This is a genomic window from Kribbella alba, from assembly GCF_039529635.1.
Taxonomy (GTDB): Bacteria; Actinomycetota; Actinomycetes; order Propionibacteriales; family Kribbellaceae; genus Kribbella; species Kribbella alba.
In genome coordinates this window covers 295163-318312 of record NZ_BAAANE010000004.1, presented here as the reverse complement: position 1 = coordinate 318312, position 23150 = coordinate 295163, and the positions used below count along the sequence as shown (strand labels likewise).

At 68.0% G+C, this 23150-nt stretch carries 27 protein-coding genes and 1 tRNA gene; 10 read left to right on the top strand and 18 right to left on the bottom strand.

Annotation, left to right across the window (positions count from 1 at the left end; all coding sequences use genetic code 11):
* Positions 1–66 precede the first annotated feature (66 nt).
* The 4 genes from ABD210_RS08300 (at position 67) to ABD210_RS08285 (ending at position 2972) form a co-directional block, all read left to right on the top strand.
* Positions 67–1470, top strand: a complete 1404-nt coding sequence (locus ABD210_RS08300) for a class II fumarate hydratase (RefSeq protein ID WP_344110378.1) — start codon at positions 67–69, stop codon at positions 1468–1470.
* Entirely contained in the window at positions 1467–2159 is a 693-nt protein-coding gene (locus ABD210_RS08295) for a DUF402 domain-containing protein (RefSeq protein ID WP_344110377.1), read from the top strand. Before ABD210_RS08300 ends, ABD210_RS08295 begins: the two co-directional genes overlap by 4 nt.
* A 19-nt stretch (positions 2160–2178) precedes the next feature.
* On the top strand, positions 2179–2721 hold the full coding sequence (locus ABD210_RS08290; protein ID WP_344110376.1) for a nucleotide-binding protein: 543 nt from the start codon (positions 2179–2181) through the stop codon (positions 2719–2721).
* An 89-nt stretch (positions 2722–2810) separates the two neighbouring features.
* Entirely contained in the window at positions 2811–2972 is a 162-nt protein-coding gene (locus ABD210_RS08285) for a hypothetical protein (protein ID WP_344110375.1), read from the top strand.
* Positions 2973–3219: 247 nt separating this feature from the next.
* On the opposite strand, the gene ABD210_RS08280 is transcribed toward ABD210_RS08285, so the two are convergent.
* Positions 3220–4884, bottom strand: coding sequence for a fumarate hydratase (locus tag ABD210_RS08280; protein ID WP_344110374.1), 1665 nt, complete (start codon positions 4882–4884; stop codon positions 3220–3222).
* Between the two features lie 140 nt (positions 4885–5024).
* On the opposite strand from ABD210_RS08280, the gene ABD210_RS08275 reads away from it, so the two are divergent.
* Positions 5025–5714, top strand: a complete 690-nt coding sequence (locus ABD210_RS08275) for a DUF1707 SHOCT-like domain-containing protein (protein WP_344110373.1) — start codon at positions 5025–5027, stop codon at positions 5712–5714.
* A 100-nt stretch (positions 5715–5814) separates the two neighbouring features.
* On the opposite strand, the gene ABD210_RS08270 is transcribed toward ABD210_RS08275, so the two are convergent.
* From ABD210_RS08270 to glpX, 5 genes are all read right to left on the bottom strand, one after another.
* Entirely contained in the window at positions 5815–6315 is a 501-nt protein-coding gene (locus tag ABD210_RS08270; protein ID WP_344110372.1) for a hypothetical protein, read from the bottom strand.
* A 211-nt stretch (positions 6316–6526) separates the two neighbouring features.
* Positions 6527–6838, bottom strand: a complete 312-nt coding sequence (locus ABD210_RS08265) for a hypothetical protein (RefSeq protein ID WP_344110371.1) — start codon at positions 6836–6838, stop codon at positions 6527–6529.
* Between the two features lie 206 nt (positions 6839–7044).
* The gene (locus ABD210_RS08260; RefSeq protein ID WP_344110370.1) at positions 7045–7539 is read right to left on the bottom strand and encodes a hypothetical protein; all 495 of its coding nucleotides are present in this window, start codon (positions 7537–7539) and stop codon (positions 7045–7047) included.
* Between the two features lie 2 nt (positions 7540–7541).
* On the bottom strand, positions 7542–8501 hold the full coding sequence (locus ABD210_RS08255; RefSeq protein ID WP_344110369.1) for a carbohydrate kinase family protein: 960 nt from the start codon (positions 8499–8501) through the stop codon (positions 7542–7544).
* Positions 8498–9532, bottom strand: coding sequence for a class II fructose-bisphosphatase (glpX, locus tag ABD210_RS08250; RefSeq protein ID WP_344110368.1), 1035 nt, complete (start codon positions 9530–9532; stop codon positions 8498–8500). The genes ABD210_RS08255 and glpX overlap by 4 nt, the downstream gene beginning before the upstream one ends.
* Before the next feature lie 62 nt (positions 9533–9594).
* Between glpX and ABD210_RS08245 the strand changes: the two genes are divergently transcribed.
* Both ABD210_RS08245 and ABD210_RS08240 read left to right on the top strand, forming a co-directional pair.
* Entirely contained in the window at positions 9595–10233 is a 639-nt protein-coding gene (locus ABD210_RS08245; RefSeq protein ID WP_344110367.1) for a DUF4245 domain-containing protein, read from the top strand.
* A gap of 125 nt (positions 10234–10358) precedes the next feature.
* On the top strand, positions 10359–11024 hold the full coding sequence (locus ABD210_RS08240) for a nucleotidyltransferase family protein (RefSeq protein WP_344110366.1): 666 nt from the start codon (positions 10359–10361) through the stop codon (positions 11022–11024).
* 146 nt (positions 11025–11170) lie between these two features.
* On the opposite strand, the gene ABD210_RS08235 is transcribed toward ABD210_RS08240, so the two are convergent.
* The 3 genes from ABD210_RS08235 to xseA form a co-directional block, all read right to left on the bottom strand.
* Entirely contained in the window at positions 11171–11329 is a 159-nt protein-coding gene (locus ABD210_RS08235) for an N-acetyltransferase (RefSeq protein WP_344110365.1), read from the bottom strand.
* Positions 11330–11399: 70 nt separating this feature from the next.
* Complete coding sequence (locus tag ABD210_RS08230; protein ID WP_344110364.1) at positions 11400–11618, bottom strand: exodeoxyribonuclease VII small subunit; 219 nt, start codon at positions 11616–11618, stop codon at positions 11400–11402.
* Positions 11615–12841: an exodeoxyribonuclease VII large subunit gene (gene xseA / locus ABD210_RS08225; RefSeq protein ID WP_344110363.1), complete on the bottom strand. Its 1227-nt coding sequence runs from the start codon at positions 12839–12841 to the stop codon at positions 11615–11617. The genes ABD210_RS08230 and xseA overlap by 4 nt, the downstream gene beginning before the upstream one ends.
* Before the next feature lie 365 nt (positions 12842–13206).
* Between xseA and ABD210_RS08220 the strand changes: the two genes are divergently transcribed.
* The 3 genes from ABD210_RS08220 (at position 13207) to ABD210_RS08210 (ending at position 14909) form a co-directional block, all read left to right on the top strand.
* Positions 13207–13278, top strand: a tRNA-Arg gene (locus ABD210_RS08220).
* A gap of 136 nt (positions 13279–13414) precedes the next feature.
* Positions 13415–13813: a hypothetical protein gene (locus ABD210_RS08215; protein ID WP_344110362.1), complete on the top strand. Its 399-nt coding sequence runs from the start codon at positions 13415–13417 to the stop codon at positions 13811–13813.
* Positions 13814–13886: 73 nt separating this feature from the next.
* Positions 13887–14909 carry a 4-hydroxy-3-methylbut-2-enyl diphosphate reductase gene (locus ABD210_RS08210; RefSeq protein WP_344110361.1) on the top strand — a complete coding sequence of 341 codons (1023 nt, stop codon included), beginning with the start codon at positions 13887–13889 and terminating at the stop codon, positions 14907–14909.
* 9 nt (positions 14910–14918) lie between these two features.
* Here ABD210_RS08210 and ABD210_RS08205 read toward each other — a convergent pair whose 3' ends face one another.
* The 9 genes from ABD210_RS08205 to ABD210_RS08165 all read right to left on the bottom strand — a co-directional run bounded on the left by ABD210_RS08205 (position 14919) and on the right by ABD210_RS08165 (position 23058).
* The gene (locus tag ABD210_RS08205; protein WP_344110360.1) at positions 14919–15734 is read right to left on the bottom strand and encodes a hypothetical protein; all 816 of its coding nucleotides are present in this window, start codon (positions 15732–15734) and stop codon (positions 14919–14921) included.
* Between the two features lie 3 nt (positions 15735–15737).
* Positions 15738–16265, bottom strand: a complete 528-nt coding sequence (locus ABD210_RS08200) for a SigE family RNA polymerase sigma factor (protein WP_344110359.1) — start codon at positions 16263–16265, stop codon at positions 15738–15740.
* Between the two features lie 107 nt (positions 16266–16372).
* A complete protein-coding gene (locus ABD210_RS08195) occupies positions 16373–17488 on the bottom strand; it encodes an aromatic ring-hydroxylating oxygenase subunit alpha (RefSeq protein ID WP_344110358.1) in 1116 nt (371 codons plus the stop codon).
* A gap of 7 nt (positions 17489–17495) precedes the next feature.
* Positions 17496–17945: an SRPBCC domain-containing protein gene (locus ABD210_RS08190; RefSeq protein WP_344110357.1), complete on the bottom strand. Its 450-nt coding sequence runs from the start codon at positions 17943–17945 to the stop codon at positions 17496–17498.
* On the bottom strand, positions 17942–18313 hold the full coding sequence (locus ABD210_RS08185; RefSeq protein ID WP_344110356.1) for an ArsR/SmtB family transcription factor: 372 nt from the start codon (positions 18311–18313) through the stop codon (positions 17942–17944). The genes ABD210_RS08190 and ABD210_RS08185 overlap by 4 nt, the downstream gene beginning before the upstream one ends.
* A gap of 184 nt (positions 18314–18497) precedes the next feature.
* The gene (locus tag ABD210_RS08180) at positions 18498–19688 is read right to left on the bottom strand and encodes a glycoside hydrolase family 64 protein (protein ID WP_344110355.1); all 1191 of its coding nucleotides are present in this window, start codon (positions 19686–19688) and stop codon (positions 18498–18500) included.
* 321 nt (positions 19689–20009) lie between these two features.
* On the bottom strand, positions 20010–21248 hold the full coding sequence (locus ABD210_RS08175) for a DNA recombination protein RmuC (RefSeq protein WP_344110354.1): 1239 nt from the start codon (positions 21246–21248) through the stop codon (positions 20010–20012).
* A 100-nt stretch (positions 21249–21348) separates the two neighbouring features.
* Positions 21349–22119, bottom strand: a complete 771-nt coding sequence (locus tag ABD210_RS08170) for a polysaccharide deacetylase family protein (protein ID WP_344110353.1) — start codon at positions 22117–22119, stop codon at positions 21349–21351.
* A 72-nt stretch (positions 22120–22191) separates the two neighbouring features.
* Entirely contained in the window at positions 22192–23058 is an 867-nt protein-coding gene (locus ABD210_RS08165) for a DUF817 domain-containing protein (protein WP_344110352.1), read from the bottom strand.
* Between the last annotated feature and the right edge of the window lie 92 nt (positions 23059–23150).

The window sequence follows — 23150 nt, the reverse complement described above, 5'->3', positions numbered from 1 at the left end:
TGTGTCGTTGTCCACAGAGGTTCTATCAGTCCCGGCCGACGGTGCGGATCGTCGTACTCTGCAGGTATGGGTGACAACATGGATTTCAGGATCGAGCACGACACGATGGGCGAGGTCAAGGTGCCCCGCGACGCGTTGTGGCGGGCGCAGACCCAGCGTGCGGTGGAGAACTTCCCGATCTCCGGCCAGCCGCTGGCGCCGGCGCTCGTGCACGCGCTCGCGCAGATCAAGGCGTCGGCAGCGGTGGTGAACGCGGAGCTGGGCGTGCTGGACGCCGAGCACGCCGCCGCCATCGTCGCGGCCGCGGACCGGGTCGCGGCCGGCGAGTTCGATGACGAGTTCCCCATCGACGTGTTCCAGACCGGCTCCGGCACCTCGACGAACATGAACGCGAACGAGGTGCTCGCGACCCTGGCGACCCGCGAGTCGGGGGCCGAGATCCACCCGAACGATCACGTGAACGCGAGCCAGTCGAGCAACGACACCTTCCCATCCGCGATCCACGTCGCGGCCACGGCGGGCGTGGTGCAGGACCTTGTACCGTCGCTGGAGCACCTGGCGGAATCCCTGGCCCGTAAGGGATCTGAGTTCGCCAACGTGGTGAAGTCCGGCCGCACGCACCTGATGGACGCGACGCCGGTGACACTGGGGCAGGAGTTCAACGGCTATGCCACTCAGGTACGCCGCGGTGCCGACCGGGTGCGCGCCACGCTGCCCCGGGTGGCGGAGCTTCCGCTCGGTGGGACGGCGGTCGGCACGGGGATCAACACGCCGCCCGGGTTCGCCGCGAAGGTGATCGTCGAGCTGAACCGCCGGACCGGACTCGAGCTGACCGAGGCCGCGGATCACTTCGAGGCGCAGGGCGCTCGCGACGGCCTGGTGGAGCTTTCCGGCCAGCTGAAGACGATCGCGGTCAGTCTGACGAAGATCTGCAACGACCTGCGCTGGATGGGCTCCGGGCCGCGCGCCGGGCTCGGCGAGATCGCTCTGCCGGATCTGCAGCCGGGCTCCAGCATCATGCCGGGCAAGGTGAACCCGGTGATCTGCGAGGCGACGCTGATGGTCGCCGCCCAGGTGATCGGCAACGACACCACCATCACGGTGGCCGGTGCCGGAGGCAACTTCGAGCTGAACGTGATGCTGCCGGTGATCGCGCGCAACCTGCTCGAGTCGATCCAGCTCCTCAGCAACGCCTCCAGGCTGCTCGCGGACCGCTGCGTGGACGGGATCACCGCGAACGTCGAGCACGCCCGTGAGCTGGCGGAGTCGTCGCCGTCGATCGTCACGCCGCTGAACCGCTACATCGGCTACGAGAACGCCGCTGCCGTGGCGAAGAGCGCGCTGAAGCAGGGCAAGACGATCCGCGAGGTCGTGATCGAGAACGGCCACATCGAGAAGGGGGATCTGACCGAGGAGCAGCTCGACGCGGCCCTCGACGTGCTCTCCATGACCCGCCCGGCGCAGCCGTGACGGCGGCCGAGGCAGGGCCCGAGATCGGCTACTTCTGGGAGCCGGGGACCACGATCGAGTGGGTGTACGAAGGGACCGGGCGGTACAGCGACAAGCCGAACGTCCGGCCGATGACGGTCGTCCAGGACGACGAGGACGGGCTTGTCGCCTGGCTTGCTCCCGGGACACCGTTGATCAAGCCGGTGCTCACCGACGGTCGCGAGGTCCGGCACGCCGGTCCGACCGGGATGTTCGTCGAGGAGCGGGTGCTCAAGCTCGACATCTGGCGCGGCACCGGGATCCTCAAGGTCTCACCCGCGGGCAAGCCGTGGTCCGTCTGGCACTTCTGGGGCGAGGACGGCACGTTTCACGGCTGGTACGTGAACCTCGAGGCCGAGCACCGGCGGGACACCGAGGCCCGACGGACGAGCACGGTCGACTACGTGCTCGATCTCTGGATCAACCCGGACCGAACCATCGAGTGGAAGGACGAGGACGAGCTGGAAGGCGCCGTCGCCGCGGGTCGATTCACCCCGGCCGATGCCGAACGGATCACCGCGGACGCCCACACCGCAGTACGAGAGATCGAAGCGTGGAGGTCGCCCTTCGCCGACGGCTGGCAGACGTGGACGCCGGACCCTCACTGGCGTCTCCCCGAAGCTCCGACCGGTCACACCGTCGACCACATCGCCGAAGAACTCCTCAGCTGACACCTCCTAGGCTAGGCGGATGACGATCGCGGACGAGGGCTGCCGGGCCCTCCTGATCAACGGAGGCGGCGGCGCCGGCAAGTCCACGATCGCCGCCACCATCGGCCGACTCCTGACCAAGGACAACCGTCCGACGGGTGTGGTGGATCTGGATGCATTGTCGCAGTTCGGTCCGGCGCCGGCGGACGAGCCGGGCTTCCACGACCGGCTGAGATTGCGGAATCTGGCAGCGGTGTGGACGACTTATCGTGCCGCAGGGGCTCGCTTCATGGTCGTCAGCGGAATCATGGAGACCGCCGCGCTGCGCAGCGCCTACGCCGACTGCCTGGCCGGCTGCGACGTGCGGATGGTCAGGCTGGAGACGCCGCGTGAGCTGGTGGAGGAGCGCACGCGTGGAACCGTCCGCGGGCCAAACTGGGATCTGCAGGAGGCGCTGGCGCAGTCGGCCCGGCTGCCGCGGCTGGAGGACTTCAGCGTGGCCAACGACCGCCCGCTGGACGAGGTCGCGACCGAGGTCCTGGTCGTCGCGGGGTGGATCTCGGCTGCGCGGACCGAGGGATAGGGCGCCCGGGAGCTGCTCAGGTGAGCGGCGACACAACGGGTGGGTCACGAGGTGGATCTTTCCGCCGGTTGCGGACTTACCTTGAGAATATGTACACCATCGAACTGGAAGACGAGGAGCTGCGACTCCTGCGATCCGCACTCGAGTCGTACTTACAAGCCTTCGGGCACAACGAGGCTGACCTGCTCAGGGCGGCCAAGCACTTGCTCATCAAACTGCCCGACCCAGCCACGGCCGTTCAGGCCGGCTGAGAGGAGCAGGGCCCGGCTGGATCACCTGCCGGGCGAGTGGTGAGTGGGGGACGGGAGAGAAGGGATCAGCCGGCTGAGGGAGCGGATCGGCTGAGGATCAGACCGGCTGACGGGTCAGCCGGGCTGGGGGATGAGATCGGCTGAGGGTTCAGCCGGATCTGGGGATGGGGCCGGCTGGCGAACCAGCCGGCCGAGGGTGTTGCCGATCAGCTGCGCTGGCGAACCAGCCGGCCGAGGCTGTTGCCGATCAGCTGCGCGGGCGGACAGTCAACGGGACCGGCTTCGCGGTGTCGGTGAAGAAGTCGTTGCCCTTGTCGTCGACCACCACGAAGGCGGGGAAGTCCTCGACCTCGATCTTCCAGACGGCTTCCATCCCGAGCTCGGCGTACTCGATCACGTCGACCGACTTGATGCAGTCCTGCGCGAGCCGGGCCGCGGGGCCGCCGATCGAACCGAGGTAGAACCCGCCGTGCTCCTTGCACGCGCTCGTCACCTTGGCCGAACGGTTGCCCTTGGCAAGCATGACGAAGGAACCACCCGCGGCCTGGAACTGGTCGACGTACGCGTCCATCCGGCCGGCCGTGGTCGGGCCGAAGGAGCCGGAGGCGTAGCCCTCGGGCGTCTTGGCCGGGCCCGCGTAGTACACGGCGTGGTCCTTCAAGTACTGCGGCATCGGCTCGCCGGCATCGAGGCGTTCCTTGATCTTGGCGTGGGCGATGTCGCGGGCGACGACGAGCGGGCCGTTCAGCGAGAGCCGCGTCTTCACCGGCAGCTTCGACAGCTCCGCGCGGATCTCGTTCATCGGGCGGTTCAGGTCGATGCGTACGACGTTCGTGTCTTCGGCGAGGTGTTCGTCGGTCGTGTCGGGCAGGAATCGCGCCGGATCGCGCTCGAGCTGTTCGAGGAAGACGCCCTCGGGGGTGATCTTCGCGAGCGCCTGCCGGTCGGCCGAGCACGACACCGCGATCGCGACCGGGCAGGACGCGCCGTGCCGCGGCAGCCGGATCACCCGCACGTCATGGCAGAAGTACTTGCCGCCGAACTGCGCGCCGATCCCGAACTGCTGGGTCAACTCGAACACCTGCTGCTCCAGCTCGACATCGCGGAACCCGTGCCCCAACGGCGATCCCGTCGTCGGCAGCGAGTCGAGGTAGTGCGCCGACGCGTACTTCGCGGTCTTCAGCGTGTGTTCCGCGGAGGTCCCGCCGACCACGATCGCCAGGTGGTACGGCGGGCAGGCGGCGGTCCCGAGCGAGCGGATCTTCTCGTCCAGGAACTTCATCATCCCGGCCGGGTTGAGCACCGCCTTGGTCTCCTGGAACAAGAACGACTTGTTCGCCGAGCCGCCACCCTTGGCCATGAAGAGGAACTTGTACGCAGGGTCGCCCTTGGCCGGAGTCGAGTAGAGCTCGATCTGGGCGGGCAGGTTCGACCCGGTGTTCTTCTCGTCCCACATGGTCAGCGGGGCCATCTGGGAGTAGCGCAGGTTCAACTTGGTGTACGCGTCGTACACGCCGCGGCTGATCCACTCCTCGTCCACGGCGCCCGTGAGGACTCCCTCGGACTTCTTGCCCATCACGATCGCCGTACCGGTGTCCTGGCACATCGGCAGCACGCCGCCGGCCGAGATGTTCGCGTTCTTCAGCAGGTCGAGCGCGACGAACCGGTCGTTGCCGGACGCCTCGGGGTCGTCGATGATCCGGCGCAGCTGGGCCAGGTGTGCCGACCGCAGGTAGTGCGAGATGTCGTGCATCGCCTCGGCCGTGAGCTGCTGCAGCACTGAGGGCTCCACCTGCAGGAAGGTGCGCCCGCCGGCCGTGAAGGTGCTCACTCCCTCGGTGGTGAGGAGCCGGTACTCCGTGTCGTCGGCCCCGAGCGGAAGCAGGTCGGAGTAGTTGAAGTCGGCGGACACCGGCGTACCTCCAGGCAAGTGGTCTGAGCAGGACCAGCCTAAAGGCGACCTCGAGGCATCCCCGGTCAGGGTTGGGTTCGGGGGTGAATCGGGGGAATGACTTATCCGCGGTGATCGCGGGACGCGCGTACTGTTTTCTCGTGGCCCAGGACGAGGTTCCCCAGCAGAACAGCCCGCAGGATTCGCCATCCGCGCCCGCGCGGCCGACCGGTGACGAGCTGGCGTTGCGCCGACGTGTCTCCGACCTGGAGCGCGAGGATGTCGCGGAGGTGCTCCGGGAGGCAGCGGGCGAGGGCCGGCTGAGCTACACCGAGCTCGAGGAACGCCTGGAGTCCGTCTACGGGGCGAAGACCTACGGCGAGCTCGTCGAGATCACCTCCGACCTGCCGAACGGCCTGGCCATGCCGGCTCCCGCCGCGGATGTCGCTGGTTTCTCCGGCCCGGCCGGAGTGGCGCCGGTGATCAACGCGTTCATGTCCGAGACGAAGCGGACCGGCGGCTGGCTCGCGCCGCAGCGCCAGGAGGTCAACGCGGTCCTCGGCGACGTGACGCTCGACTACACCGAGGCCCAGTTGCCGTACGACGAGATCTACGTCGACGTGAAGTCGATCCTCGCGGACGTGAAGATCCGCGTACCCCAGAACGCGATCGTCCACCTGGACAGCAACCCCATCCTCGGCTCCGTCTCCGAACAGGAGTCCACCTTCGGCGGCCCCGGCGAGCCCCCGACCGCCCCACCCAAGGTCTTCCACATCCGAGGCACCGCCATCCTCGGCGAGATCAAGATCAAACGAGGTCCCCGCCTCTCCAAACGCCTCCGCCTCACCTGACTCATCACTGGCAGTGACCGAGGCTGTGTTGGCCGGCTGGATGGGCGGTCAGCCGCGGTGTCGCTCAGACCAGTTGGTGGTTACCTCTAGCAGCCATGGGTCAGCTCTGTACTTCGGACTTGTGCTGCTCGACGAGTTCCTTGAGCCAGTGGGCGAAGGTGGCGAGGTCCTTCACGTTGTCCTGGGTGACGTTGAGGTGGTTGGCCCAGACGTTCTTCGGGATGACCGGCAGCATTTGCGCGCCCCTGATGCCGGAGAGAGAACCGATCTTGGCGATCTCGCTCCAGCCGAGGCCGGGCCTGCGTTTGCCGATGCGGATGCCAAGTCGGTCGACCGTGAGCGCCGGTCGCTGGGTGATCAGCTGCCACACGCTGACTGCTATGAGCGCGAGGAACGCAGTGCAAGTGATGAGGCCGAGGATGTCCCACACGACCCCATGCTCCTCGTCGAGGAGGCGGCGGACGACTGATACCAGGTTGTTGATGGCGAAGGCAGCCACCAGCCCAAGCCGGAACAGAACCCTGCGCCGCCGCAGCGGGAACACCGCGCGCCCAGTGCGCAGCAACTGATCCGTCCAGATGGCAGCAGACGACTCCCCCATCACCGCCATTCAGACCCCCAACGCCTCTGATTCAGCCCCGCAGCGACATCACTCTAGGCGCATGAGGGCGCGCTCGTGCTCCTGGTCGTCGGCATGTTGTGGATCCGGGGAATCAGCCCTGGCGAGGCGGCCGAAGGAAAGCGGCCTACCGCCGACCCAGCCGACGCTGACTCCTCGCCTACGCTGACACCTCGTCGGCGCGGCTGATCGGCTACTCGCCGATGGCGTGTCGCTGCCGACGTTGCAGATCAGCCAGCCACTTCCCCAGGACATCGACCCTATCGGCGTATTCGTTCGGGAAGACGATCTGGCGACGCCTGCGACTTTCGAACGGGACGACGGTCACGACTTCGATTTGCAACCACCGCGGCCCTAGCCGCCAGTTGGATCCCGATGGGCTGTTGATCGAGCGGATCTCCTGCCAGGTAAGGCGTTTGCGGCCGAGCGTCACCGCTTCATGGTCGACCACCAGGACCGGTCGGCCGGTGCACGCGGTCCACACGGTGTAGGCGGTGATGTACAAGACGAGAGGCAGTGCAACGACGCTGACGATCTCCCACCAACCCCATGGACGGTCGCCGCGAGCCGCGGAAACAACTGAGCCAGCTGGGCTGTCGAGCGCGATGGCGCAGAGACCTAGCCGCACAGCCAATCGGCGACGGCGGATCGGGAATCTCACCTGACCGGTCCGGGTCAGTTCGAGATTCCAGGCGGCGGAGTCGTCGGTGGTCAATTGTCGGTGGAGTGGTGCTGGCGGTGGAGAGTGCGGAGCCACTGGGTGAGCTCGGCCAGTTCGAGGACGTTGTCCTGGCGGATCTCGAAGCGTGACGCCGAGCGCTCCACCGGATGGACCTGGACGCTGAGGAACCCCGGAAGGCCGCTCGGCTCGCCGATCCGGTCGATCTGGTTCCAGGCGAGTGGGCCCTTGTCCCGGTTGCGGTAGATGGTGATCCCGTCCCGGCCGACCTTGATCACGGGCCGCCGGGTGATCAGCTGCCACACCGTGTACGCGGCGACGGCCAGGAACCCCGCCAGCGCCGTCACCCGCAGTACGCCGATCGCTCCCGACATGGCGTCGCGCTGGACGTGATCGACGATCGTCCAGAGGGAGTTGCCCACCAGCACCAGGAAAAGGACCAGGCGGATCAGCAGCCGGCTGCGGCGCTGCGGGAAGACCACGGCGCCCTTGGACGCGAACTCGGCTGCCCAGGTGTCGGCCGGCATCGTCACGCGCCCCAGGTCGCGCGGAGTTCGGCCGCGGTCGGTGGGTCGGCGCCGTGGCGGGTACAGGTGATGGCGGCCGCCTTGACCGCGTAGTCGACGATCTCTCGCAGGTTCTGCTCGGTCAGACCTTCCAGCCGTACTGCGCCCAGTAATCCGCGGGTGTGGAGTCCCGCGATCAGGGCCGACATGAACGAATCACCGGCACCTACCGTGTCGACCACCTTGATCGCGGGCGCGGGTACGTCCACCCGAGCCGCCCGGCTCACTCCGATGGCGCCCTCGCCGCCGCGAGTGATCACCACACACTTCGTCCGGTCGACGCTCAGCAGTTCGGCCGCGATCTCGTCGGGTGACAACCCAGGCCGCAGGAACTCGCAATCCTCGTCACTCAGCTTCACCAGGTCCGACAACGCGGCCAATTCCCGTACTGCGGCCCAGGTGGACACCGGGTCCGGGGTGATCGTCGGGCGCGCGTTCGGGTCGAGCGTCACCGTCACCGGCTCCGACACCAGCGACCCCAGGAACCGGCGGATCGCCTCGGCGCCTGGTTCGAGTACGGTCGCGATCGACCCGGTGTGAACGGCCGGGCAACCCCGCGTCAGGGACAGCGCCGGTGGTTCCCAGGTGATGTCGAACTGGTACGACGCAACTCCCGCGGCGTCGAGGCTCGCGGTCGCAGTACTGGTCCGGAAGCCGGGGTCCACCGATCCCGGCGCCAGCTGGACCCCATTTCCGAACAGGTGCGCGCCGAGCTGGTCGCCGTACGGGTCGGTGCCGAAACGGGTGACCAGTTCGGTCGGCAGGCCGAGCCGGGCCAGGCCGACGGCGACGTTGGCGGGGGAGCCGCCGGGGGTCGCCTTCGTTCCGTTCCTGCCGTTCCGGCCGGACCCTGGGCTCGAACCTGGGCCGTTCCCGACGATATCCACGAGTGCCTCGCCGATGACGAGAACGGGTGCGGTCATCGGGCGTGCTCGAAGTCGATCGCGGAGTACGCGCGCAGCTTGGACAGCTGGTGCTCGCTCTCGATACTGCGGATGGTGCCGCTGCGCGAGCGCATCACCAGCGAGTGGGTCCGCGCGATCGAGCTGCGGTAGCGGACGCCACGGAGAAGCTCGCCATCGGTGATCCCGGTGGCGACGAAGAAGCAGTCGTCACCGCTGACCAGGTCGTCGGTGCTGAGGACGCGGTCGAGGTCGTGGCCGGCGTCGATCGCCTTCTGCCGCTCCTCGTCGTCGCGCGGCCAGAGCTTGCCCTGGATCAGGCCGCCCATGCACTTCATCGCGCAGGCGGCGATGATGCCCTCGGGCGTCCCGCCGATGCCGACGAGCATGTCCAGCCCGGTGTCGGGGCGGGCGGCCTCGACCGCGCCGGCCACGTCGCCGTCGCTGATGAACTTGATCCGCGCGCCGGTGGCCCGGATCTGCGCGGCGAGGTCTTCGTGGCGCGGCCGGTCCAGCAGGACGACGGTGACGTCGTCCACCGGCGAGCCCTTCGCCCGCGCGACCCGGCGGATGTTCTCCGCCACCGGCAGCCGGATGTCGACCACGTCCGCGGCCTCAGGGCCGACCACGAGCTTCTCCATGTAGAAGACCGCGGACGGGTCGTACATCGAGCCGCGTGCCGAGACCGCCATCACGGCGATGCCGTTCGCCATCCCCTTGGCCACCAGGGTGGTCCCGTCCACGGGGTCGACGGCGACGTCGCACTCAGGGCCTTCGCCGGAGCCGACCTGCTCGCCGTTGTAGAGCATCGGGGCGTTGTCCTTCTCGCCCTCGCCGATCACCACCACCCCGTTCATCCCGACCGTGCCGATCAGGGTGCGCATCGCGTTCACCGCCGCGCCGTCGGCGCCGTTCTTGTCGCCGCGACCGACCCAGCGGCCCGCCGCCATCGCGGCCGCCTCGGTGACCCGGACGAGCTCGAGTGCCAGGTTGCGGTCGGGCGCGTCCTTGTCGACGTCGAGATGGGCGGGTGGTGTGGTGGGGTCGCTCATGCCACGGATCGTAGCCAACGGCCGGTGTGCGGCCGAGATCGGAGCCGGGGGACACTGGGGTCATGAGTTCGACAGGTCAGGAGCCGATCCACGCCGAGGCCGAGGCTGGAACCCGCGACGAGGCGGCAGCCCGCGAGCAGGCGCGGGTCCGGGCGGAGGCGGCGGCCTACCGGGCGAAGAACAACGCCGACCGGGCCAAGGCCCGCACACTGACGAACATGTTCTGGGCCATGCTGGCCTGTCTGATCGTGGTCGCGTTCCTCGCGATCGTCACCTGGCGGCCGAAATCCGAGCGGGTTCGCGCGGTCGAATACACCGCTCAACTCCAGGACGCGAAGAAACTCGCCCCCTGGGTCCGCGGCCCGGGACCGATGCCGTCGGGGTGGTCGGCAACCAGTGTGGAATTCCGCGCGCCCGAGCAAAGCCCGATCACCTGGCACCTCGGTATTGTCACCGACAAGAAGAAATACGTCGGCGTGGAACAGTCGAACGTGACCGGCCCGACCTACCAGAGCGACAAGCTCGGCAAGACCGAGGATGACGGTACTTCGAGCGTGGCGGGCGTCGTCTGGCAGCGGAAGACCTTGCTGGACAGGGACAACGAGCACGCTCTTGTCCTGGTCGGATCCGGTGTCACCACGATCGTCACCGGTAATGCCGGATATCCCGCCCTCGAAACGCTGGCCGCCTCTTTGCGCTGATCCCGCCCAGTTATGCAAGGTTGACATGGCGCCCCCGGCGTTGTTCGATCAATGGATCGGCATCGACGAGGGAGCCCGGCGTGATTAGTCCCCTTGGCTCAAACCAGGTCTGGGGCTGATGCCGCGTGTTCATCACCGGTTTGGTGCTAGCCGCTGAGGGGTCGCCGCGACTCGGTGTGCCGAAGCAATTGCTGTCCTATCAGGGCGAGACGCTGCTGGCTGCCTCTTTGGACACCGCGCGCGACTGTGGGTTCGACCAGTTGATCGTGACGCTCGGGACTGCCTCGGAGCAGGTCCGTGATCGGGTCGACCTGGACGGCGCGCGGGTGGTCGAGTCCCCGCACGCCGACACCGGGAGCTCGTCGATCGTGCCGGCGCTGGACGTGGTCGACCGGCGTACGGACGGCATCGTGGTCATGCAGGGCGACCAGCCGGGTGTGACGTCGGCCGCAGTCTGGTCGCTGGTCGCGGAGGCCGCCACGCCGATCGCGGTCAGCCGGTACGACAACGGTCGCGGCCACCCGTTCTGGTTCGGCCGGGAGGTGTTCGGCGAACTGCGGCAGTTGCGGAGCGACCACGACATCTGGCATCTGGTCGGTGCCGGCCGCCACCCGGTCACGGATGTCGATGCCATCGGCAACGTTCCGCTGCGGGTCGAGGACTGGGAGGACTACCAGGCTCTCGTCACGCAGTACCAGCCGGACACTCCACCGCTGGTCCCACCTGCCGCGATCCCGACCACCCGCAGCCGCTTCCGCCGCCGACTCCGCCCCGAGGGTACGAATTCCTGACCCACCCGAACACCAGCACGCCGGCGGTCGACCACTACGAGCCAGGCCGTCAGGCTGCCAGCGAACCGCGCAGGTGCCGCAAGCGGACCGCCAACACTCACTAACGGTCGGCCAGATCCTGCATCGACGCTCAACCGTCCCCTGAATCAGCCTTGCGGACCGCCTTGGTGAGTGCTGGCGGTCCGCAGGTCCAGCCGCAGCCGGAGCTCGGGGAGATTGTTGAGGCTGGAGTGGGTACGGTCGGCGGTCTCGGTGAAGCCGTAGCGGCGGTAGAAGGCGCGGGCGCGGACGTTGGCCTCGAGCACCCACAACCACACCTCGGTGCAGCCCGCGCCGGCGAGGCGCGCACCTGGGCCGGCGGGGTGTGGTCGGTGTTCAGTCGGGCTTCTTGTCTGCGTGGGCGGCCTGGGCTTCGGCCAGGCGTTTGCGGGCGCCGTCGAGCCATTGCTGGCAGGTCGCGGCCAGTTCTTCGCCGCGTTCCCACAGGGCGAGGGACTCCTCGAGGGTCGTGCCGCCGGCCTCTAGTTTGCGGACCACCTCGACGAGCTCCTCGCGGGCTTGCTCGTACGAAATCTCCGGTCGGTCGGCGGTCACTGGCTCTCCTTCGGTCTCGAGGTCACTTCAACGTCGAATCGGCCGTCGCTGACCCGCGCGTGCAGCAGATCACCCGGCGACACCTGGCCTACTTCCCGTACTGCGGTGCCGTCGGCCAGTTGGAGCACGGAGTACCCGCGCTCCAGGGTCGCCTTGGGGGACAACGCCCGCACACTCGCCAACCGGTGAGCCAGGTCGTCGCCCGCGCGATCCAGGCGGTGGGTCAGGGTCCGCCGACTGCGGTCGACCAGCGCGGCGACCTCGTCCGAACGGCGCTGCAGGTCTGTCGTGGGAGCCGCCAGCGACGGCCGGCTCCGGATCGCGGCCAGCGCGTGCAGTTCGCGATCCAGCCAGCCGGCGATCGCGCGCAGCCCGCGCTCGCGGAGGAGGCGAACCCCGTCCAGCTCCTCACGAACGTCCGGCACGATCCGCTTGGCGGCATCCGTCGGGGTGGACGCGCGGAGATCGGCGACCAGATCCAGCAGGGGCGAATCAGGCTCATGGCCGATCGCGCTGACCACCGGAGTACGGGCTTGGGAAACGGCTCGGAGCAGGCCTTCGTCCGAGAACGGCAGCAGGTCTTCCAGCGAGCCGCCGCCACGCGCGATCACGATGACTTCGACGGATTCGTCGGCGTCGAGCCGCCGGAGCGCGGTCATCACCTCGCCGGCCGCGGACGGTCCCTGGACCGACGCGTACTCGACTCGGAACGCGACCGCGGGCCAGCGGCGCTTGGCGTTCTCGAGGACGTCGCGCTCGGCCGCCGAGTCGCGCCCGCAGACCAGCCCGATCGTGTGCGGCAGGAAGGGCAACGGCTTCTTCCGGTACGCCGCGAAGAGTCCCTCGGCCGCGAGTAGTTGCTTCAGGCGCTCGATCCGTGCGAGCAGTTCGCCGATGCCGACGTGCCGGATCTCGCTCACCGCCAGGGCGAGCGTGCCGCGCCGGGCGAAGAAGTTCGGCTTGGCGTTCACCACGACGCGCGAGCCGTCCGTGACAGGTGGTTCGACCGACTCGAAGACGCGACGGTTGCAGGTGAACCGCAACGAGATGTCCGCGTCGGTGTCCCGCAACGTACCGAACACGGTCGTCGTACCGCGCCCGATCGACACGTCCGTCAGCTGTCCCTCGACCCACACCGCGCCCAGTTGATTGATCCAGCTCGCAATGCCGTTCGCAATCGTGCGAACGGCCGCAGGTGCATCTGGTGAGGTCTCCAAAGCCACGCAGCGACTCTACGGGCACCCGCCGACAATCCCCGCCACCCCATACCGTCGTCCCGTGCGTGACCGCCCGCTGCTCCTGCTGGACGTCGATGGTCCGTCAACCCGCACCGGGCCATCACGCCGCCTCCGGGCTACCAACGCCACGACATCCAGGTCGATGCGAGACGCGGGCTGACTCCGACGGACTTCGGGGCGATCCGCGGCTGGGCCGGGCATCGTCGCCGCTGAACGCCCGGTGGGCGGAAAACCCTTTGCGTCAAAGGCGGGAGCGGCTCATTCTTGAGCTACTGAACACCTCCTGAGGGGGAGTCGTCCGGACAGGGGCGGGCGGCTCCCCGATTCGCAGATTCATTGCTGGAGGCATCACCAGGGTGGCGCAGGTGGTGGCGCGCGCCCCTCGTCGGCTGAGGCCGCCGGTTCGACCCCGTCCCCTGGTACTACGGCCGACGGCGTGGGGTTCGACCGGCCTCAGGTACTAGTACCAACGGCCGATTGTCGGGCCGACCACGAGACTTGGACAGTGAGCCGCACAGGCACTCACCGATCGGGTGCCGCTATCCAACGGAGCAGCTCATGAACGTCCGCCGTGTGTCCGCCGCCCTCCTCTCCGTAGCTCTCGCCGGCACGATCGCGCTGGCCGGTGCCGCGCCCGCCTCGGCCAAAGGTGGTTCCCGGGCCGAGGCTCGGGGCAAGTGCTCGGCCGGCGCGGTCTGGAAGCTGAAGGCCAAGCCCGACAACGGCCGGATGGAGGTCGAACTGGAGGTCGACAGCAACCGCAACGGCCAGACCTGGGCGGTCCGCATCACCGACAACGGCGTCGCCGTCTTCAGTGGCAAGCGGGTCACCCACGCGCCCAGCGGGTCGTTCTCGATCGAGTTCCGGACCGCCAACCGGTCCGGTCGGGACGCCTTCGTCGGGACGGCGCGGGATGTCAGGACCGGCCAGCTCTGTACGGCGCGCGTCACCTACTGACCACTCGGAGTGCCGAAGCTCCGGCACAGACGGTCGTACGGGCGGCCTGAACCCCGCCCGTACGATGGGGGCCATGACTGCCCAGCCTGACCCCACTGGCACGACCACCACGCTGAAGACCAAGCGGGTGCTCCTCGCGGCGCCGCGTGGGTACTGCGCGGGCGTGGATCGGGCCGTGGTGGCGGTCGAGAAGGCGCTCGACTTGTACGGACCCCCGGTCTACGTACGCAAGGAGATCGTGCACAACAAGCACGTCGTCCAGACCTTGCAGGCGCGCGGAGCGATCTTCGTCGACGAGACCGACCAGGTGCCCGAGGGGGAGACTGTGATCTTCTCCGCACACGGCGTGGCCCCTGTGGTGCACCAGGAGGCGGCCGCGCGGCAGTTGAAGACGATCGACGCCACCTGCCCGCTCGTCACCAAGGTGCACCACGAAGCGAAGCGATTCGCTGCCACTGACTTCGACATCCTGCTGATCGGTCACGAGGGCCACGAGGAGGTCATCGGGACCAGCGGCGAGGCGCCGGAGCACATCCACCTGGTCGACGGCCCCGGCGACGTCCCGAACGTGGTCGTCCGGGACCCGGAGAAGGTCGTCTGGCTGTCCCAGACCACGCTCTCGGTGGACGAGACGATGGAGACCGTACGCCGGTTGCGTGAGCGCTTTCCCAAGCTGCAGGACCCGCCGAGCGACGACATCTGCTACGCGACCCAGAACCGCCAGGCTGCGGTGAAGAAGCTGGCTCCGGACGCGGACCTGATGATCGTGGTCGGCTCGCGGAACTCCTCGAACTCGGTCCGGCTGGTCGAGGTGGCCGTCGAGCACGGCGCCAAGGCGGGCTACCTGGTCGACTACGCGGCCGAGATCGACGAGGCCTGGCTGGAAGGGGTCGACTCGGTCGGCGTCACCAGCGGGGCCAGCGTGCCGGAGTTGCTGGTACGGGACGTCCTGAGCTGGCTGGCCGAGCGCGGCTACGGCGAGGTTCAGGAAGTCACCACCGCGGAGGAGAGCCTGGTCTTCTCCCTTCCCCGCGAGCTCCGCACCGATCTCAAGGCCGCCGGCCTGGCCACCACCGGCACCTCCGACCACGCCTGACCCAGCCGATCAAGGCTTCGGGGAGGGCGACGCGGGGTCGAAGACCGTGATGTTCCAGGCCCGAGCGAACTGCACCGGGCCGGACGGCGTGCAGTAGGTGACGCGGTAGGCGAACTGGTACTCGCCGGCCTTGGCGAACTTGTGGGGCGCCATCTGCCGGACTCCCTTGCCGCTGACCTTCTTCATGCTGCTGGTCTTGGCTGGGCAGAAGATCCCGCCGTACCGGTCCTCCACGACGTGAGTGCCGTCTCCCCACCAGTACTCGGAGTACAGCAGGTGGTCATGGAAGTTGCTGCTCTCGAACAGGCCACCCTTCTCGAACTCGGGCAGGAGTACGTCGCCGCTCGCGACGACGTTGATCCTTCCCGTCAGGCCGTCGGTCGAGGTCGCGAAGCTGAAGTCCAGCTTGTAGGGACCCGGTGGTGCGGCCGGGGCGGAAGGGGTTGGCGACGAGGGCTTCGTGGTAGGTGAGGACCGGTCGGTGGGCGGCAGAGTGTTCGTGTTCTCGGCCGGAGGCAGCGTGTTGATGGAACCGGCGACCGACCCCGGGGACCCGGGCGAGGTCGGCGTGATGGTCGGAGGGCCTGTGACGATCGGGGTCGGGCTGGGGGTATTGGTCACGGGTGGCGCCGAGTTCAGGTTCGTGAGGTTGCCGGCGGCAACGGCCACGGCCAGCACGGCCGCGGTTGCCAGGATGGCGGCTCCGCCTGCGCGACGACGGCGTACCGTCCGGACGCGCGCGAAGACGGCATCGCTGGGTAGGCCGGTCGGCGGTGGGGGGTCGGACACCAACTGCTGGAGCTTGTCCTTCAGCTCGTCGGTCATGTGTCAGCCCTCCTTTCGGGCGGTGGTCGGCTGTGAATCGATGTCGGTCAGCAGCTGGTGTTCGCGGAGCCGGGCGAGGCCACGCGAGATGTGGCTCTTGACGGTGCTGGCGGAGCACCCCATGATCTGGGCGATGTCGGCGTCGGCGAGGTCTTCGAAGTAGCGAAGGACCAGCGCTGCCCGGGTCCGGCGGGGGAGTTCAGCCAGGGCCCGGAGCAACTCGTCGCGGTCGTCGACGGCCCCGTACTGCGAGGGTGCCGAGGGCTCGGGCAGAACCTCGGTCGGGGTCTCGCCCTTCCACTTGCGCCGCCACCACTGGATGTTGGTGTTCACCATCACCGTGCGGGTGTAGCTCTCCATCGCGCCGGCACTGCGCAGTGACCTGCGCTTGAACCACACCTTCGCCAGCGAGGTCTGGACCAGGTCCTCCGCCAGGTGCCACTCACCGGTGAGCAGGTAGCCGAAGCGTTGCAGGGCGGTGAACCGCCCGTCCACGAAATTCGCGAACTCGCTGTCCAATCCTGGATCCATCGTCGTGTCCCCCCAGCTGCATGACCCGGTCAGCTAGTGGGATGACGTGGCCCACCCGAAAGGTTGAGTTGCCCGGAGTCGTAGACCGTACACGACCCGCGGCGGGACTACTGGTTGAAGGGCTTGCCCAGATAGCCGCGGGCGATCATCGTCACCCATTGATGGACGGCATCCTCGGCCGGCGCGAGGGGTCCGGGCCGGAAGTGCGGCGACTCGGCGCCGCGCTGGACCGACTCGCAGGCGGCCCAGTCCTCCCGATTGGTCACGTCCCAGAACTCGACCGCGTACGACGGGTCGGCCACCTCGGGCGGGAAGTACCACGAGCACTCGATCGCGGTCAGCCCCGGCGACAGCGGCTCGAGGCGGTGCGTCATCACGTAGTCCGGGTGCAGCGAGATCAGCAGATTCGGAAACAGGCCGAGGTAGTTCACCGTCCGCGGATCCACACCAGGCAAGGCAGTTCCGAGGGAGCGCCCGTCGAGCGACATCGTCTCGACTCCTGGACGGAGGTCCATCAGGCCGCCCACCCAGGCGCCGGGAAGGTTCCAGTTGTCGCCCGAGTTTGGTGGCGACACCTTGCACAGCTCCGGGTGGATCAGCGGGCAGTGGTAGCACTCGTGGTAGTTCTCCACGATCGTCTTCCAGTTGGACGCCACCTCGTAGCTGTGCCGCGCCTTCAGCGTCAGTGCCTCGGGCCGGTACGGCGCGACGAGGTCGGTCAGACCGCCGAGGTGCTCCGCGAACGGGGGTGCCGTGGCGAGCGCGTTCACGAAGAACCAGCCGTGCCACACCTCGCTGGGCAGTTCGACCAGCCCGTACGGCGCGGGATCGAAGGTGTCGCCCATCCGTGGTGCCGCCTTCACCGCGCCGTCCAATTCGTACGACCAGCCGTGGTACGGGCAGACCACCGAGCGCCTGTCGCTCGAACCGCCCTGCTGGAGGAGTTCGTGACCGCGGTGCCGGCAGGTGTTGGCGAACGCGCGTGGGCGATCCCCGAAGGTCAGGATCACCTGGACGTCACCGACGACCGTCGCGCGATGCGTAGTACCGGCGGCTAGTTCGTCGGTTCGGCCGAGGCAGGTCCAGTGGGCGGCGAAGAAGTTCCGCCGTTCCCAGGCGAGCACGTCCGGATCGGTGTAAGCCTCGCGCGGCAGCATCACGGACTCGCCGTGCGGCCGCAGTGATACCTCTACTGCGCGCGGATCGACCGGTGCGTTCGCCATCCGCCCACTATCGGGCGTGGGTCACGTAGAAGTCGAGCACGTAGTCCCAGCCTGAGTCGTAGCCTGCCCGGGCCGCGGCGCCGTCGGGGCGACGTTCCCAGCCGGTGTGGGTCAGCTCGACCACGGTGCCGCCGTCGACAGGCCTGAAGGTGACCGTGACGTGCCCGGCCTGTTTCGGATCGCTGCCCGGATGCCAGCTGAAGCTCACCGTCTGCGGCGGATCCCAGTCCGACACGGTGCCCCAGAGCTCGAGCGGACCGTCCTCGTCGTACTCGACGATCCGCCCACCGACGGCCCCTTCGAGCCGCACCTCTGTCGCCTTCTCCTCGCCGACCGAGTGAGTCCGCAGCGGCCACCAGGCTGACATCTCACGCGTGAACAGGTCGAACGCACGCTGAGGCGACGTCGGCACCCACACGCCCTTCACCAACGGCGCCAGTTCTTGGTTGATGCTCATGCCCGTCTCTCCTTCATGCCTGTACTGCCTACGCGGGCGGCGGGTGAACCCTCGACCCGGCGCACGTGCTCGGCGAAGGCATCCAGCGCGTCGTCCCAGAACTGGTCGAGCCAGGTCCGCAGGTCGCTCAGCCCGGCGCGATCGACCTGGTAGATGTTCCGCGTGCCCTGCGACTCGTAGCTCACAAGTCCTGCTCCGCCGAGCACCTTCAGATGCTGCGAAATCGCCGGCCGACTCACGGGCACCCGCTCAGCCAGCCCGGCAACCGAACTCGGCCCGCCCCGCCGCAACGTCTCGAGGATCTTGCGGCGCGTCGGATCCCCCAGCGCATCCAGGACCGAGTCCGCCATCGTTCCGTAAGTTCCCACGAACCGTAAGCTGCCACTAACCGAACTCCGCGTCAAGGGCTGGGACCGGCATCGGCCGGATCGACCAGAGCGCGGGACGAGAGCTGACAACCTCGACGCACAGGTGGGGCAGGTCAGTCGGGCAACGCGGGACCCCGGGTCCCGGCCGGGCAGCTGGCGGGGACCCGGGGTGGCCAGGGTGGGGTCAGTTGAAGGGGTCGAGGGTGATGTAGGCCTGCTGCGGGTCGCCGTCGTGGACGAGGGACTCGTAGTTGCCGACGTCGTCGAAGGCGAAGGCGTAGGCCTTGCCGTCGGCCATCTGGGCGTGGATCTTGCGCGCGTAGTGGTTGGTGACCACGTCGGTGTAGAAGTTCGCGGAGCTCGTGTCCGGCTGGTTCGGGTTCACCAGCAGGGTGGACCGGTTGTAGCCGGCGCAGAGGGTGCGCGAGATCGGCCCGCGAACCAGGTCGTTCGGTGCGTCCAGGAACTTGTAGCAGCCGAAGATGCTGGCCGAGTCGGGCTTCTGGAACGAGGTGACCACCGCGCCGGAGCTGTTGGTGAAGTTCATGACGTTGCCCGACACGCGGCCGAAGTACTTGGTGTTCGGCTGGTCGGTGAACGGCGTCACCGTCAGGGTCTGCGAGCTGTACTTCGTCCACACGCGGTTGACGTAGTCGTCCATCACAGAGGCGGGCAGCAACCCGGTCTCGACCCCGTACGTCGGGGCGAGTGCGCGCAGGATGGTTCCGTCGGAGCGCGTCTGGATCAGGTTCGCCCAACCACCCGGCTGACCGCGCAGCGCGTTGTAGAACCCGTTGTAACCGCCGCCCTTGAGATGCCCGGTGTTCTTGGTGGTCCCGTTCGCCAATTGCACGCCGACGGCGTACGGGGCCGAGAACATGTCGACCTGGGTGCTGTTGATCCACAGGCCGGAATCGTTCAGCGTGTACTCGGTCCAGTTGAACAGGATGTTCCTGTTCGGGTCGCTCGGATTCTGGACCGCGGGCTGCACCAGACCGCCGGTGGTCAGCTTGAAGACGAGCTTCTGGCCATAGGAGAAGTAGACCCGGCCTGAGAACTTCGGCATCCGGATGGTGATCGACTGGCCGTTCGCGGGGCCGGCGATCGACGCGTCCGGTGCGGGAGTGGGTGGGTTGCCTCCTGCGGGCCAGGGGTGGAAGTTGCCGGCGGCATCGGCCCAGCCCTGCTGCCCGGTCGAGAGCAAGGTGCCGAGGTTGTAGATGTAGACCGGGTCGGTCCGGCCCGAGCTGTTGGAGATCTTCAGCGGAATGGTGGTCGGTACGGCCTCGGCCGGAGCCGCGACGATGGCGGTGAATCCGGCGGCGATGGTTGCAGCGGCGGCGAGAACCGCCAGCAGTTTGTGTTTGATGCGCACGACTCCTCCTCAGGTTTGTCCCATGCGAGAGAAGGCGGAGCACCGGCAGGCTCGCGGAAGCCGCTGCGCTACCAGGTCGCAGTTGCTCCGGCGCGAACTCGTGACCGCGACGGCAGGTGCGGACCACGGCTCCTGGTCCGGGGGACCAGGAGCTCACCGGTGCTCACGGCTCAGCCGGTGAGGGACGGTGGAATCACCGGGTGAGTGAGAGCGCTCTCATACTTGAGGTGAGCCGCCACCTTGTCAATGCCGGAACCCTGGCGGATTCCCGACGCCTGACATGCCAACCAGCCGACACAGGCAAGCCGGCTGGCTGTGGTGTCAGCCGGTTTGGGTGTCGAAGCCGGGGAGGGCCGGCGGGTCGTCGTCGCGGGTGGTGCGGTCGATCAGGGGGCCGGGGAGCCAGCGGCGGGTGGAGTCCTCAGGCGTGGTTTCCTCGAGGGCCAGGAGTTCCGGGGCGGTGAGGGGACGGACCGAGGCCTCGATCACCTCCATGGCTTCGAGCTCGGCCTCGGTGACATGCAGGTCGCGGAGTTTGCGGGCGGTGGTGAAGACGCGGCTCTCGAACGAGCCGACCGTGCGGTTGTAGGCATCCACGGCCGAGGTCAGCGAGCGCCCGACCCGACCGAGGTGATCGCCCATGGTGCTGAGTCGCTCATACAGTTCGCGGCCGAGCTCGAACACCTGCTGGGCCGATTCGGTCAACGCGGACTGGTTCCAGGCGTAGGCGGCCGCGCGGAGGGTGGCGATCAACGTCGTCGGCGTCGCGAGGATCACCCGGCGCTCGGCGGCATACTCGAGCAGTGAAGGCTCGACATCCAGCGCGGCGGACAGGAACGACTCACCGGGCACGAACAAGATGACGAACTCGGGCGTCGAGGAGAGCCGCGACCAGTAGGCCTTGGCGGACAACTGGTCGACGTGCGTCCTGAGGTGTCTCGCGTGGGCGCGGAGACGCTCCTCGCGGAAGTCGGCGTCGTCGCTCTCGGCTGCTTCGAGGAAGGCGGCGAGCGGGACCTTGGAGTCGACCACCAGATTCTTGCCCTCGGCAAGCCTGACGACCATGTCCGGGCGCAACAGCCCGTCCTCGGTGACGGTGGACGTCTGCTCGGTGAAGTCGCAGTGCGCGACCATGCCGGCCAGCTCCACCGTGCGCCTCAGATGCAGCTCGCCCCATCGTCCTCGCACCTGCGGTTTTCGCAAGGCGGTCGACAGGGAGGCGGTCTCGCGACGAAGCGCCTCGCCGCTCATCCGGACTTCGTTGACCTGTTGGTGGAGCTCGCTCTGCCAGGCGGCGCGGCCCTTCTCCAGTTGGTTGAGCTGGGCGTGCAGCCGATCCAGGGAGTCCTTCACCACGGCCTGACCGGAGATCTGCTGACCGACGGAGTGCCGCTCCTGGGTCAGCTCGACCACCCGGTCCTCGGCGGCATTGCGCTCCGCGGTGATCCGGGCCAGCTCGGCGCCGTCCCGTCCGCGGGACCAGAGCACGCCGAACACCGCGCCGAGCAACAACCCGACCACGAGGAAGAGCAGCACCATCAACAGCGTCGTACCGGTCATGTCACAGACAGTGGCAGACGGCGCCGACAATTTCCGGAATCGGCAGCGGCCGGGCGTGGGAACGCGTGCCCGGCCGGTGGAAATCCGCGGTCGGTCGAGGTCAGCAATCCATGGCGGGGAACGAATAGCCCTGTGCCTTCAGGATCGGGAGCACCCGGTCCAGCGCCGCGACCGTCTGGCTGCGGTCGCCGCCGCCGTCGTGCATCAAGATGATGTTGCGCCGGTGGGCGTGATGCAGGATGTCGTTCGCGATCGCGTTGACGCCGGGCCGGTCCCAGTCCCGCGGGTCCACGTCCCACAGCACCTGGGTCATCCCGGCTGCCGTGATGTCCGCGCGAACCTTCGGGTTCGAGGCGCCGTACGGCGGGCGGAAGCACTTGGACCGCGGGCCGTCGAAGATCTCGTGGTGCCGGCCGGCCGCGGAGATCGCGGTCAACTGCTTGTGCGAGATCGAGTGGCTGCCGATGGTGTTGCCCGCGGCAAGCACTTGCTCACGCAGGCCGGGATGCGCGTTCTGCATGGCGCCGAGCTCGAAGAATGTCGCGTGCGCGCCGTGCCGCTGCAGAACCTCGAGCACCTCCGGCGTCCAGACCGGGTCCGGACCGTCGTCGAAGCTCAAGAAGAGCACCTTCTTGTTGCCTGCGGCAGCGGCCGCGGTCGGGTCCGCTGCAGGACTGCCGGCGCTGTTGCCCGGTTTGTTGCTCGGCGTCGTCCTCGGGACGTCAAGCAGCGTTGGTGTCGAGCTCGGTGCGCTGGATGCGGAAGTCGGCTGCGGCTGGTGCGAACGTCCCAGCGCGACGGCGACCAGCGAACCGACGACCAGGACGGCTGCCACGCCGGTGGCGAAGACGGCAGCAAGCTTTCTGGACATGGCGATGCTCCTCGATCAGGCGGATGTTCCCCAGTCGCTCCCCCTCAGGAGCCTCACAACTGAAGAGACGCCTCAGCTCCTGATCTGGTTCGCATCCTCTTGTTGCGGAGAGATCTCAGTGGCCTTCGGAGTCGCCACTGTTGCGAGGGTGCCGCGGTGATAAAGCCTTCCCTCCAACGACTTCACGCTCGCCACCAGCACGAAGCTCATGGTCACGAGCAGCGCCCACGCGCCGAACTTGGCCGGGTGCACCAACCGCCAGACATCGACCTGGTCGGGGTAGTTCCACGCATCGAGGAACGTGCCCGCGTTCTCCGCGATCCAGAGGAAGAACCCGATCAGCGCGAAGGAGAGAGCCAGCGGCATCCGGTACCGCCGTACGCCCACGGTGTAGAAGACCCACGTGCGCCGCAGTACGACGAGCAGCGCGATCGCGATCGGGGCGCGCAGATCCACCATCCAGTGGTGGGTGAAGAAGTTCGCGTAGATCAGCAGTGCGAGGGCGGTCGTCAGCAGCGGCCGGTATCCGCTCACCCGGAGGTCGAACCGTCGCCAGGCCTGGCAGATGTAGCTACCGACCGCGGCGTACATGAACCCCGCGAACAGCGGCACCCCGGCGACCTTCGTGTACGCGTCACCCGGGTACTGCCAGGAGCCCACCTGCACCTTGAAGAGCTCCAGCGCCAGCCCGACCAGGTGGAACCCGAAGATCACCGCGATCTCCCGCCAAGTCTCCAGCCGGATCAACCAGAAAAGGAAGGTCAAGCCCAGGCAGTAGAGCAGCAGAGCGTCGTAGCGGGGGATGGGCAGCGCGACGTACTTCGAGGCGGCAAGGCCGGCGAACAGCATCAACGGGAACAGGCAGGACACGAGTTGCGTCCAGCCGAACCTGATCAGCTGCGAGCAAGCGAACACGATGCGTGACGATCCCCCTGGCATTACAGGACCTTAGCTCTCCAAGTGGTCACAGCTTGGTCGATTCGCTTGCGGGCGACTGCCACGCTGGGTAGATCTCGTGCCCAGGGCGACGG